This is a genomic window from Cellulomonas sp. KH9 (genome assembly GCF_900114185.1).
Classification (GTDB): domain Bacteria; phylum Actinomycetota; class Actinomycetes; order Actinomycetales; family Cellulomonadaceae; genus Cellulomonas.
In genome coordinates this window covers 859,509-871,964 of sequence record NZ_FOSE01000002.1, presented here as the reverse complement: position 1 = coordinate 871,964, position 12,456 = coordinate 859,509, and the positions used below count along the sequence as shown (strand labels likewise).

Genomic DNA, 12,456 nt, shown 5'->3' with positions numbered 1-12,456 from the left:
GGCAGCGTCGTGCGGTGTCGAGCATGGACACCGTGTACGCGCTGAGCGCGGGGCACCCGTTGACGATCGTGCAGCTCGAGCGGTCGGTGCTCGACGCCATGCCGGCCGGCCCCGGCGTCTGACGGGGACCCGCCGCGCCGCCGGCCGTGCCGGGGCCCGTCGCGCGGGCCGCTAATCTGGCGCGGTGCCACGAAGCGACGTCGACGACACACCCACCCCCGCCCTGACGCCCCGCCGGGGGGATACCGGGGCGACCCGCCCGGGAACGCCCGCCGCACCGGCGAGGACCGCGACCAGCGCCGGGAGGTTCGACTTCCTGGACGCCCTGCGCGGCATCGCCGCGATGGCCGTCGTGGTGCAGCACGCCGCGGAGTTCATCTGGCCCGACTACCTGCGGTTCTCGATCGACACCTTCCGGCTCGGCGAGTTCGGCGTCGTCCTGTTCTTCCTCGTCAGCGGGTTCATCATCCCGGCGTCGCTCGAGAAGTACGGGTCGGTCGGGACCTTCTGGGTGGGCCGCTTCTTCCGGCTCTTCCCGCTGTACTGGTTCTGCCTCGTCGTCGCGCTGGCGCTGGCCGCCCTCGGCCGGTACCACCTCTCGGAGGAGTACCTCTCCGCGCCGTGGCTGTGGAGCGCGGTGAACGCCACGATGGTGCAGCAGTTCATCGCCGGGCCGCTGGCCATCGGGGCCAGCTGGAGCCTGGCGTACGAGATGGTGTTCTACCTCGCCATGTCGATCCTGCTCCTCGTCGGCCTGAACAAGCGCTCGGTGCCGATCGCGGTGACGCTGCTGGGCGCCGCCGGGGTGGTCGGGGCCTGGGTGCCCGGTCGTCTGCTGACCGGCGACCACGGCTGGCCCGGGGTCCTCACCGTCATCAGCGCGACGGCTGCCGTGGCCGTGTTCGTGGCCTTCCGCGCGGGCAGCGCCCGCGCCGCGGTCGTCGGCGTGGGCCTGGCGGTCGTCGCCGTCCCGCTCGCGCTGAACCAGCCGGAGCGGGTGTGGTTCAGCCTGCTGCTGTTCGGGACGATGGCCGTCGGGACCGTCATGTACCGGATGATGACGGCGTCCCTGCGCCCGGTCATCGGGTGGAGCGTGCTGGTCGGTGCGGTCCTGGTCATCGCCGTCGTGCACCGTGTGTACGTCAGTCCGCACGTCGAGCCGCTGGCCGGCGCTTTCGTGACGTGGAAGCCCGAGGCGGTCACGTTCGGTGCGGCCTACGCGCTGTTCGGCCTCGGCTACGCGCTGCGGGCCCGCCGCTGGCCGCGGTTCGTGCCGTACCTGGGGCGCATCAGCTACTCCCTGTACCTGGTCCACACCCTCGTGCTCTACGCCACGCCGTGGTGGAGCGAGGAGCTCGCCGCCCGGATCGGCCTGACCCCGCAGTGGCCGACGTTCGTCACCTGGGTGCTGCTCACGGTGGCCGTGTCCGCGCTGACCTACCGGTTCGTCGAGGCGCCGTTCCACAGCCTCGGCCGCCGGCTGACCCGCCGCCCGCCCATCGTCGCGGCGGACGCGGCACCCGCGGTCCTCGCCGAGCCCGCCCCGACGATGTCGCCGGCGCCGACCGAGCCGACCGTCGAGGCCGTGGTCCGCGGGACGCACCCCGCAGCCGTCGACGCCAGGACGGGCCTGCCCGAGCGCGACTCGAGGCCCGAGCCGCGGGAGCAGCCGGGTCGCGGCACGCCTCCCGAGTCGCAGGAGTAGCAGCCTCCGGCGGTCCTGCGACCGCGCGCGACGGGTGCCCGTCGCGCGCGGTCAGGTCAGGCGGGCGAGCCCGTCGGCACCGCGCGCAGCCGCGCGTCGGGGACCACCGCGACGAGCGGTCCGGCGCCCCCGGTCAGCTGGTACACCCGCGCCATCGTGGCCACGGGCCGGCGGGTGCCGTTCTGGAGCAGGTACAGGTCGCCCGCCTGGGCCGTGCGGACGAACACCGGCTGCGTCCAGGTGCCGCCGACCGGCAGCCGCCGGCAGGTGGACCCGTCCAGGACGGTCGCGGGCGCGGCGTCGGCCGCCAGCAGCCCACCCGGGACCAGCCGCAGGGCGCCCCCTGCCGCGACCCTGGGGGCGCCACCGCACGTCCACAGCGCGGAGAGGCTGTCCGCGGTGCGGGTCAGCCCCTCCAGCCGCGCGGACGGCACCTCGACGATCTGCTGCGGGATCCCCGCGGCCGCCGCGAGCTCGAACGACGGCAGGTGCACCAGCCGGTCGAGCCCGTCGACCAGCCACACGCGCGCGTCCCCCTGCCCCTTGACCAGGGTGCCCGGCCCGTACGCCACCGGCCCGGTCGGGACCGCCGCGAGGCTCTCGGCCGGCACCGTCGCGACGTCCCAGCGGTCGGTGAGGACGCGCCACGCCGCCCCGGACGGGATCGGCCGGCGCAGACCGCCGCTGAGCACCCACAGGTCGGCCGAGCCCGCGGTCCCGACGACGACCGGCTCGCCCCAGGCGGTGCCGCTGCGCGCAGGACGGGCGCAGGTGGACGCGTCGAGCGTCGTGGCGGGGTCACCGTCGCGGGCGAGGGTGGACGCGGGCACCGGCCACAGCCGGCCCCCCGCCCCGAGCAGCACCTCGTCACCACAGCGCCAGAGCCCGCTGAGGGGGCGCGCGGCGACCGTGTAGCCGGTGAGGTCCGTGTCGGGCACCGTGCTCCACGCCGTGCCCACGCCCACCGCCGCGGCCAGCGAGAACGACGGCAGCCGGACGAGGGTGCGCAGACCGTCCACGAGGTAGACGTCCGCGCCCGACGCCTTGACCAGCGACCCCGGTTCCAGGATCGCCCCGCCGAGCGGCAGCGACCGCAGGGCCGCGTCGCCGACGAACACCACGGACGGCCGCTCGGGCGCGGCGAGTGCGTCGAGCAGCGCACCGGTGCGCACGGGCCGCCGGGTCGCCCCCTCGACGAGGAAGACGTCGGCGGCGCCCACGGAGCGCACGAACAGGCGTGCCGCGGCCGGTGCGGGCGACAGCGCGGCCAGCACCTCGGCCGACGTCTCGACGCCCGCCTCGGCCGGGACCGCGTCGCCGGGCAGGAGCCTCGCTCCGGTGGTCGTCAGCGCGACCCGACGCCCGTCGGGTCCGCGCAGGACGCCGTTCGCGGTGGCCCGCGGCGGGGTCAGCTGCGCCATGCTCTCGCTGTCGAGTCGGCGCAGCGGCAACCCGTCGGGGAACCGCGTGGCGTTCGCCACGGCCGTCGGCAGCGCGATGCCGTCCGGCCGGTCGAGCAGGACCGTCGCGCCGGAGGTGCGGTCCTGGACCACGGTGCCGGTCCGGACGATGGGCGGCCCGTAGGGGAGCGAGGCACCGACGGACGCGTCGAGCGGCACCGCCGGGCCGTTGGACTGCACCGGCCAGGCGGCAAGGGCCTGCGCGTCGGTGATCTCGTGACGCCGCCCGCCGTCGACGAGGAAGTACTGGGACTGCGGCGTGACGTACGCGGTCGTCAGCTCCTCCCCGAAGGGCAGCAGCGACGTCATGGGGTCCGGCAGGGCCATCGCGCCGTACTCCGCGCACGCGCGCCCCCACGCGGCGAGCTCGGCGCAGCTGTCCACGCGGTGCCGTCGCCCGCGGTCCACCAGGGCGATGGCGCCGTCCCGGTCGCGGACGAACCGGCCGAGCGCGACGCCCGACGCCAGCTGGTCCACCTGCACCTGGCCCACGACGACGACGGGCCCGAGCGGGGCCAGCGCGCCGAGCACGGTCCCGTCCGTCACGTGGTGCTTGGTGGAGGCGGTCACGAGGTAGATCTCGGGCCGCCCGGAGGCACGCACGAGGTTGCCGCCGAGGCGGGACGTGCCGTACCCGTCGACGACCGCCTGGGCCCGGTTGCGGATCTCGCCCATCGCCGCGTAGCCCGCGTTGCCGGGGCAGGAGGTGTACGCCACGTCCCGGTGCGCGAAGACCACCGGGAGCCGGACGGTCGTCCCGGCGCCGAACCGGGAGTTCTCCCCGCCGCCCGTGGTGTAGTCGAGGACGCCGTTGGGTGCGCGTCCGTACGCGGCGAGCCGCCACCCGATGATCCGTGCGACGGCGTCGACGGTGGCGGGCGTGAACCCGACGTCCGTGTACGTCCCGAGCACGGAGACGCCGAACGTCCCGGTGTTGAAGCCGCCCGCGTGGACCCCGACCACCGGGGCGCTGAGCGAGCCGACGCGCCCCTCGTAGATCGTTCCCCACTTGTCGACGACGACGTTGTACCCCAGGTCGCACCAGCCGCGGGAGTCCATGTGGTAGCGCTGGTCGTTGCGCAGCTGGGCCATCGCCTCGGCCTGCGACGAGTAGTCCGGGCCGGCCGTGTGGTGGACGACGGCGCCGACGAGCGACGACGCGGTGTCGGGCGTGCACGACGGGGCACGCGCGCCCCACTGCGCGCGGGACACCACCCCGGGACCCGTCGCGGCGGCGGCCACGGGGGCCGCGGGCACGGCGGCACCGCGCTGCGCACCCGCGCTGCCGGAGCCGACCGCGGGTGCCGTGAGCTCCGAGGACAGCAGCGCCACCTCGACGTCCGCCGGTGCGTCCGCGCCGGGAGCCACCGTGAACGCGACCTGGACGCCGTCGGCAGCCCCCACCCACAGGGACGACGTGCCGTCGCGGCGGTCCGCCGTGTCGTCCGGCGTGCCGACGTCCGGGGCCCCGGCGTCGGTGTCGAGCGCCAACCAGGACGACCAGGTCCCCTCCGACCGGTACCGCACCTGCGCCTCGAGCGCGCCGTCGCCCGTGCCCTCGGCCCAGGTGAGGCCGACGGTCTGCACCCCGTCCGTCTCCACGACGGGACCCTCCACGCGGGTCGCGTCGGGCGGTGGCGGGGCCGCGTCGGGGTCCCGCCCCTCCACCTCGAGCGGCGCCTCGTCCGACGGCGCCGCCTCGGCGAGCGGCACGGCCACCTCGTCGAGCTGGACCTCCGGGGTGTCCGCCGACGCGGCGGGTGCCGCCCCGGGGCCGGCGACGACGGCCCCGGTGAGCGGCGAGCCGGCGGGCGACGCGGCGGCGGCCGCCGACGCGGCGAGCGCGGCGGCGGGCGGCCCGGCGGCCACCGCGACGGGCGCCACGAGCGAGGGCGCGACGAGCGCGAGGGTCAGGACAGCACACGAACGGGTGATCCGCATGGTTCCAGGATGGCCTGTGGGGCGCCCGGACCGGGGCGACGCGCCGCGGAGGGCCGGGAGACGGCCCCCGGGACGCGGCCGGGTCGCCGGTGCGCGGCCCGGATCAGCCCCGGGTGACGGTGACCTCGGGGGAGCGGGCTCCGGTCTCCACCCACACCAGCCGGGCGCGCCAGGTGTCCGGTGCCCCGGCGGGGGCGGGCACCGTGACCCCCGGGCAGGTCGTCACGGTGGCGTCGGCGATCGCCGTGCTCTCGGCGCGGGCCACCGTGCCGCCGCCCACCAGCTCGAAGCGGCACGCGCCGCCCTCGGAGACGACGCCGGCGACGAACCCCGCGAGCTCCACCTGCCCGTCCACGAGCGTGGCCAGCGTGAGCGTCGGGACCGGGCCCGTCGTGCCGGGGTCCGTGCTGCCCTCGTCCGCGCCGCCGGGGTCCGCGCCCGCGGCGGGCTCCTCGGCGCCGACGTCCGCCGGGGCCGTGGGCGCGGCGGACGGCTCGGGGGTGCCCGCCGTGGGCGCCGCGACACCGGCCGACGGGCTCGCGGTGGGCGACGACGAGGGCGTCGGCCCCGACCCTCCGGCGGCCGTGCACCCCACCGTCGCGGCGAGGAGGAGCGCGGCGACGAGCGCGCCACGGGGTGCCGGGGTGGTCCGCACGGTGCATCTCCTGCTGTCGGTGCCGGGGGTGGGAACGCCATGCTAGGCGCAGGGCACACCCCGGCCCGGGGAACCGTCGCGCGGTACGGCCGGCAGGTGCCTCCCGCACGACCCTGGAGAAGGTCGTCCGCGGGTTCGCTTAGGCTCTTCGGGTTGCCGCCCGGGCCGTCCACGGGTCCCGGCTGACAGGAGCCCCACGATGACGTCCCCGGCCCCTCGCACCGCGCCGTCGGTCGCGACGCGTCCCCGGCGCCAGGACCTCGACGGCCTGCGCGCCGTCGCGGTCGCGCTCGTCGCCGTCTACCACGTGTGGACGGACCGCGTCTCCGGTGGCGTCGACGTCTTCCTGCTGATCTCCGGCTACTTCGTCGTCGGCGGGCTGCTCCGGGCGTTCGCCGCCGGTCGGCCCGTGGAGCTGCGCACGTACCTGCCGCGGCTCGCGCGGCGGCTGCTGCCGGCGCTGCTCACGGTGCTGGCCGGGGTCGTGATCGCGACCGCCCTCCTGCTCCCGGCGACGCGGTGGCGCGCCGTGGCCGCGGAGTCCGTCACCTCGACGCTGTACGTGCAGAACTGGTACCTGCTGCTCACGGGGCGTGAGTACGCCGCGGCGGACCCCGCCGGCAGCCCGCTGCAGCACCTGTGGTCCATGTCCGTCCAGGGCCAGCTGTTCGTCGCCGTCCCTACCCTCCTGCTGCTGGTCTGGCGGATCACCCGGCGTCGGGCGCACGAGGTCCGCGTGCGCGCGGTCCAGGGCACGGTCGTGGCCCTGACGGTGCTGTCGGCCGTGTGGGCGGCGGTCGCCGTCCACCTCGACCAGCCTGCCGCGTACTACGACACGGCGGCACGGGCGTGGGAGTACCTCGCCGGTGCCGTCCTCGCCCTGGTCGTCGCGCGGATGCGCCGCCCGGTGCCGGGTGCGCCGCTCCTCGGTACGGCCGGCCTGGTCCTGCTCCTCGCGTCCGGTCTCCTCGTCGACGGCGGCCACGTCTTCCCGGGCCCGGCCGCCCTGGTGCCGCTCACGGCCGCCGCGCTCGTCGTGCTCGCCGGTGCGGGCGACGGCCCGCCGCGCGGTGTGGCGCGCCTGCTGGGAGCCCGTCCGCTCGCCGAGGCGGGCCGCCGTGCCTACGCGTTCTACCTGTGGCACTGGCCCGTCCTCGTCATCGCCGTCACGGTGCGGGGTCGCGGGGCGGGGTGGATGGCCGGGACCGCGGTGCTCCTCGTCTCCGCGGTGCTGGCGTGGGCCACCCACCGGTTCGTCGAGGCGCCGCTGCACGCGCCGGCGACGTCCGCGCCCACCGGGCGCCGCGCGCTGCACCGGCCCCGACCGGGGCTCTGGCACCCGGTGGGCCTGGCGCGCCGCGTGGTGGCCGTGTCCGTCGTCGTCGCCCTCGTCGTGCCCGTGTCGTGGTCCGTGCACCGCGAGGTGATGCGGCAGGGGCTCATGGCCTCCTCGCTGATCGACGACGTGGCGACGCGTCCGGGGGCGCTGGCGGTCCTCGACCCCATCGGGTTCCCGGTCGACCCGACGGTCGCGCCCCTGCCCGCACCCGTGGACGCGGTCGACGACATCGGTCCGCTCGACCGTGACGGCTGCACGGTCGGCGGCGGCCGCACCGAGGTCCGCACCTGCGTGTACGGGGACCCCGACGCGGACCGGACGATCGCGGTCGTGGGTGGCTCCCACGCCGAGCCGTTCGCCATCCCGCTGGACCTGCTCGGTCAGGAGGAGGGGTTCCGCGTCGTCACGATGATCCGGTGGAGCTGCTCCCTCGTCGTCGGGACGGCAGGTGTCGAGAAGCTCCTCGAGCGCGACCCGACGTGCCCGCAGTGGTCGGCGCGCGCCATGTCGACGCTCGAGGAGCTGGACCCCGACGTGGTCCTCACGACGGCGACCCGCCCCGACGAGAGCCCGTCCGACCGGCGCGAGCACGTGCCCGACGCGTACCTGCGGGCCTGGCAGCGCCTCGCGGCCCGCGGCATCCAGGTGGTCGGCGTGCGCGACACGCCCTGGGTCGGCAACGACCCGCCGGAGTGCGTCGCCCTGCACGGACCCGATCCGGAGCTGTGCTCCACCCCCGCCGCGGACATCCTCGACGACCCCAGCCCGCTGCTGGAGGTGGACAGCAGGACCTCGTCGGCGATCCGCTTCATCGACATCAACGACGTGCTCTGCGCGGACGGGCGCTGCGACTTCGTCCAGGGAGGGCGTCTCGTGTACCGGGACGGCAACCACCTCACCGCGACGTACGCCATGTCGCTGGCGCCCGTGTTCCGGGAGCGGCTGGGCAGCGTCCTGCTCTGGTGGTGAGCCGGGCACCCCTCCGGTGGTGAGCCGGGCGCGCCTCCGGTGGTGAGCCCGGCACGACGACGGCCCCGCCGCACCCCGGGGTCCGGGGTAGGTGGCGGGGCCGTCGTGGTGCGGTCGTCAGGCGGCGGGGGCCTCGCCGACACGCGCGACGACCGTGTACTCCTGCGCCCCGAACAGCACGTCGTTCAGGCGGCGGAAGCCGCTGTCGACGGCGCTGGCCACCTCGCCCAGGTCGTGGTCGACCGCGGGCAGGTGGTAGCTCTCGGCGGGGGAGTAGAAGTTCAGCCGCACGTCGTGGAAGCCGGCGTTCTCGCAGAGGAACGCCATGAGCGACGGGTGCAGCGGTCGCACGTGGGTCGGGTCGAGGATGTAGCTGTTGCCCAGGACCACGAGCGAGGCCGGGTTGGGGGTCTCGGCGACGAACAGGCCGCCGGGCCGCAGCCGCGACGACGCGAGGTGGATGAACTCCAGCAGGTAGTCCAGCTCGACGTGCTCGACGACGTGGGCGGAGAAGATCGCGCCGAGGGAGCCCGGCTCGCACTGCCGCAGGAACGTCACCGCGTCCGTCTCCTCGACGCGCAGACCGCGCGCCCGTGCCTCGGCGGCCATGCCCGGCTCCGGCTCGACGCCGATGCCCTCGGTACCGACCTCGGCCAGCGCGCTCAGCAGCTCACCCCGGCCGCAGCCGATGTCGACGACCGGGCCGTGGTCGGCCAGCAGCGGCACGTAGCGCTCGCGCTGGATCCGCAGCACCTCGTCCGGGTCGCCGCGGAAGCGGCGCTCGAAGCCCACGTAGTCGAACCCGGGGACGTCGGAGGCCCGTGCGGGCGTCGCCGCGGGGACGGGCGTGCTCGGCGTCGTCGGCTCCGCCGCGGTCGCGCCGCCGGCCTGCAGCCGGGCCACGCGCTCGTCGAGCAGGCGCAGCCGGCGGTCGAGCGAAGCGAGCTGCTCGCGCTGCTCCGCGAGGCGCGTCGCCGCGCCGTCGATGCCCGTCGCCGGGGCGATCGCCATGCCGAGGTCGTCGAACCGGCGCAGGACGTCGCCGAACTCCGCCTTCAGCAGGGACTGGTTGATGGTGTTCGCCTGGACCTGCTCGGAGAGCAGCGCACGGTCGACGCGCGCGGGCGCGGTCGCCGCCTGCCGGCCCTCGAGGTGGTCGAGGCGCTGCTGGACGTCCTCGAGGCGCCGCGCCAGGGTGTCGACCGACCGCGTGACGGGCGCCATGACGCGCTGGTAGACGGGCTTGAGGACGGCCTTGGCGGCGTGCTTCGCACGCGTGCGGACCCCGGCGGGGGCCGGTGCGTGGCGGGTGTCGGCACGGGGAGGCGGGGTCGACCCGGCAGCCGGAGCGGGCAGCAGCCTGCTCGTTGCCTCGGGACTGATCTCGGCGGGAAGCGTCATCATCGACTCCTCAGTACGTGGATCGCCGCGTGCGCGCGGTCCCGGATCCGGGCGTCCGGCGGCGTGCCGAGCCGATCCAGGGGGGCAGCGTAGCCGGTCTCCCACGGTCGACCTGGACGCAGGACCAGGATATCGGCGAGGTGCGCAACAGCGGCGTCGGGGTCGTGGTCGAGCTCGAAGGCGCGACGGCAGCTGCGGGCCAGGACGGCGGCGGCCGTCTCGTCGGCCAGGAGCCGCTCGACCTCGGCCTCCGGGTCGTCGGACGCCGCGAGGGGCAGGCCGGTGCGCTCGGCGACGTCCCGCGGTGCGACGACCGGCGCGGACCACGCCGCACCGAGCACCGCCGACGCGTCGTCGTCGGCCACGACCACCGCGGCCAGGCCGGCGGCCGTCGGACCGGCCTGCGGCTCCAGGACCGCCCCGTCCCACGTCCAGGTGCCGCCCAGGTGCCGGGCGACGGCCGGCCCGACCAGGCCACGGGCCCGGCGGATGCGGGACCGGGTGAACGGCATGATCGGGCGCGCCCGGCGGTGCACCGCGGCGGGGCCCAGCGCCACGACCGGGAGGTCGACGGTGCCGCGCAGCGCGCGCGCCACGGCGGGCGGCGCGAGGAGGGCGACGGCGTGCGGGTCGTCGGGGACGTCGGCGGCGTCCTCGACCCACAGCACGGTGCGCTCGGCGTACTCGCGCCCGGCGGGGGACGTGCGGACCACGGCGTCGAACGGGCCGCCGTCCGACAGCGCGACCACGGAGCAGCGCTCCGCGAGGCGCGACAGGGCCGCGTGCAGTGCGTCGGAGGCGGGGGCGCGCACGGCGACCCCGATGCGTGCGTCGATCATGCCGAGAGCAGCCGCTCGACGACCCGCTGCCAGGACAGCTCCCGCGCGCGGCGTCGTCCCTCCTCGCCCATGGCCGCCGCGTTGTCGCGGTCGGCGGCGAGACGCTCGACGGCGTCGGCCAGGCCCTCGGCCGTGCCGTCGGTGACGTAGCCGGTGACGCCGTCCTCGACCCACTCCAGGACGCCGCCCGCGTCGTGCGAGGTGATGACCGGCTTGCCCGCCAGGAACGCCTGGAGGGTCACGTAGCCGTAGTCCTCGTCGAACGGGGCGTAGATGACGCCCAGGGCGCCGGCGTAGCGGTCGACCAGCTCGGCGTCCGGCACGAACCCCGCGAGCTCGACCCGGTCGCCCAGGTCCTGGCGCTCGACGCTCGCTGCGAGGTCGGCGGCCATCGACCCGCGTCCCGCGACGACGGCCCGCACGCCGGAGCGCACGTGGCGCATCGCGTCGACGATCCGGTCGGGGCGCTTGTTCGTCTCCAGGCGGGTCGGCGTGAAGACGTAGTCGCCCATCTCGCCGGGGTGCAGCTCGTCGGCCAGCGGCGGCGGGTGGTACAGCGCCTCCCCGGCCAGCCCGTTGTAGCGCGCCAGGCGGTCGGCCACGACGTGCGAGGTCGTGAAGACGTGGCGGGCCTCCTCGAGGGCGACCGTGTCCCACTGGGTCAGCTGACGCTGCACCTCCAGCGCCTCGTCGTCCGTGCCCAGGTCCGACCACGCCGCGTCGATGGCGTCGTAGGCGCCGCGGTGCTGGTGGAAGAGCCAGACGACCTTGTGGTCGTGCCGGGCGAAGTACGACGGGAAGTTGGTCGCGACCACGACGTCGGCGTCCAGGGGCAGCATGCGCCACGCGAGCGGGGCGTCGAAGAGCCGGTCCTTCTCCCATGCGGTCGGCAGGTGCACGAGCTCGCTGCGGTGCCCCGCCTCCTGCATCGCGCGCACGATGTTGTGCATGTGCAGCTCGGCGCCGCCGCTGACGAACGGGACCTGCGCTCCGCAGACGAGGACGTCCACGCGGTTCTCACCTCGTTCTTGGCTCGGGGTCCGGCGCACCGGACGGACCGCCCCGGGCCGGCGGCGCGGGGCGCGGCCGGGCCTGCGAGGCGTGCCCATGCTACTCACCGGCCCGGACGCGCGGTCCCCGCAGGACCCAGGGAGGCAGGCGCCGGACCGGGGTAGGCTCTGGTTTTCGTGCGTGGAGACAGGAGCAGGGGATGACGGCGGCCGACGTGCGCGGCACCCTCACCACGGGTCGGTCGCCCGACGAGTCGATGCAGCGGGTGTTCACCCGGCCACGGTGGTTCCGGGGCAGCGTGCGCGACTGGGTCGACATCTGGCGGTACCGCGAGCTGTTGGGCAACCTCGTCCGCAAGGAGCTCAAGGTCAAGTACAAGGACTCCGTCCTGGGGTTCTTCTGGACGCTGGTCCGGCCGCTGCTGCAGCTGCTGGTGTACTCGGTCGCGATCGGGATCTTCCTCGGCAGCGGCAAGGTCATCCCGCAGTTCGGTGTGTACCTCTTCACCGGCCTGCTCGCGTGGAGCCTGTTCACGGACATCATCGGGGGCAGCACCGGGTCGATCGTCGGCAACGCCGGCCTCGTGAAGAAGGTCTACCTGCCACGCGAGCTGTTCCCGCTGTCGGTGGTCGGGGCCAGTGCCGTCAACTTCGTGCTGCAGCTGGTCGTGCTGATCGGCGCCTACGTGGTGACGCGCTCCTGGCCGCAGGCCGGTGACCTGCTGCTGGTGCCGCTCGCGCTGATGGTCCTGCTGGTGTTCGCCACCGCCCTGGGCCTCGTGCTCGCCGCCGCCAACGTGTACCTGCGCGACGTGCAGTACCTCGTCGAGGTGGGGCTGCTGCTGTGGTTCTGGATGACGCCGATCGTCTACGACTGGACGAAGGTGCGCGACAACCTCTCGGGCGCCCACGAGTGGCTCTTCCACCTCTACATGGCCAACCCGATGACCAACGTCGTCCTGGCGTTCCAGCGCGCCCTGTGGCCCGGCGGTCGCACGGAGGCCGGCGCGCCGTTCTACTACGACGGCGACCTGGTCGGACGCCTGCTCGTCGTGGGTGCCGTCAGCCTCGTCCTCCTGTGGTTCGCGCAGCGCATCTTCGCGCGCGCCCAGGGCAACTTCGCTCAGGAGCTGTGAG

Annotated in this window: 8 protein-coding genes; 3 read left to right on the top strand and 5 right to left on the bottom strand. The window is 75.5% G+C overall.

The window, feature by feature from the left end; all coding sequences use genetic code 11:
* Window positions 1–184: 184 nt before the first annotated feature.
* A complete protein-coding gene (locus tag BMZ16_RS09950) occupies window positions 185–1,705 on the top strand; it encodes an acyltransferase family protein (protein WP_089799872.1) in 1,521 nt (506 codons plus the stop codon).
* A gap of 56 nt (window positions 1,706–1,761) precedes the next feature.
* Here the strand turns inward: BMZ16_RS09950 and BMZ16_RS09945 are convergent, their stop codons facing one another.
* Together BMZ16_RS09945 and BMZ16_RS09940 are read right to left on the bottom strand one after the other, a co-directional pair.
* A complete protein-coding gene (locus tag BMZ16_RS09945) occupies window positions 1,762–5,106 on the bottom strand; it encodes a peptidoglycan recognition protein family protein (RefSeq protein ID WP_089799870.1) in 3,345 nt (1,114 codons plus the stop codon).
* A gap of 103 nt (window positions 5,107–5,209) precedes the next feature.
* On the bottom strand, window positions 5,210–5,761 hold the full coding sequence (locus tag BMZ16_RS09940) for a hypothetical protein (protein WP_089799868.1): 552 nt from the start codon (window positions 5,759–5,761) through the stop codon (window positions 5,210–5,212).
* A gap of 199 nt (window positions 5,762–5,960) precedes the next feature.
* On the opposite strand from BMZ16_RS09940, the gene BMZ16_RS09935 reads away from it, so the two are divergent.
* Window positions 5,961–8,069: an acyltransferase family protein gene (locus tag BMZ16_RS09935; protein ID WP_089799866.1), complete on the top strand. Its 2,109-nt coding sequence runs from the start codon at window positions 5,961–5,963 to the stop codon at window positions 8,067–8,069.
* 117 nt (window positions 8,070–8,186) lie between these two features.
* On the opposite strand, the gene BMZ16_RS09930 is transcribed toward BMZ16_RS09935, so the two are convergent.
* From BMZ16_RS09930 to BMZ16_RS09920, 3 genes are read right to left on the bottom strand one after another with little or no spacing between them, the layout of a single operon-like run.
* Entirely contained in the window at window positions 8,187–9,470 is a 1,284-nt protein-coding gene (locus BMZ16_RS09930; RefSeq protein WP_177199639.1) for a methyltransferase domain-containing protein, read from the bottom strand.
* On the bottom strand, window positions 9,470–10,309 hold the full coding sequence (locus BMZ16_RS19265; RefSeq protein WP_089799862.1) for a hypothetical protein: 840 nt from the start codon (window positions 10,307–10,309) through the stop codon (window positions 9,470–9,472). The genes BMZ16_RS09930 and BMZ16_RS19265 overlap by 1 nt, the downstream gene beginning before the upstream one ends.
* Window positions 10,306–11,319 (bottom strand): glycosyltransferase family 4 protein, encoded by a 1,014-nt coding sequence (locus BMZ16_RS09920; RefSeq protein WP_177199638.1) that lies wholly within the window; start codon window positions 11,317–11,319, stop codon window positions 10,306–10,308. The genes BMZ16_RS19265 and BMZ16_RS09920 overlap by 4 nt, the downstream gene beginning before the upstream one ends.
* A gap of 200 nt (window positions 11,320–11,519) precedes the next feature.
* Here BMZ16_RS09920 and BMZ16_RS09915 point away from each other — a divergent pair, with 200 nt between their 5' ends.
* A complete protein-coding gene (locus BMZ16_RS09915) occupies window positions 11,520–12,455 on the top strand; it encodes an ABC transporter permease (RefSeq protein ID WP_089799859.1) in 936 nt (311 codons plus the stop codon).
* The last annotated feature ends 1 nt before the right edge of the window (window position 12,456 follow it).

What these genes read in the sequence shown, in the direction of transcription:
- BMZ16_RS09945 (WP_089799870.1), bottom strand. Translation starts at nt 5,106, where the DNA reads ATGCGGATCACCCGTTCGTGTGCTGTCCTGACCCTCGCGCTCGTCGCG.
- BMZ16_RS09935 (WP_089799866.1), top strand. Translation starts at nt 5,961, where the DNA reads ATGACGTCCCCGGCCCCTCGCACCGCGCCGTCGGTCGCGACGCGTCCC.
- BMZ16_RS09930 (WP_177199639.1), bottom strand. Translation starts at nt 9,470, where the DNA reads ATGACGCTTCCCGCCGAGATCAGTCCCGAGGCAACGAGCAGGCTGCTG.
- BMZ16_RS19265 (WP_089799862.1), bottom strand. Translation starts at nt 10,309, where the DNA reads ATGATCGACGCACGCATCGGGGTCGCCGTGCGCGCCCCCGCCTCCGAC.
- BMZ16_RS09915 (WP_089799859.1), top strand. Translation starts at nt 11,520, where the DNA reads ATGACGGCGGCCGACGTGCGCGGCACCCTCACCACGGGTCGGTCGCCC.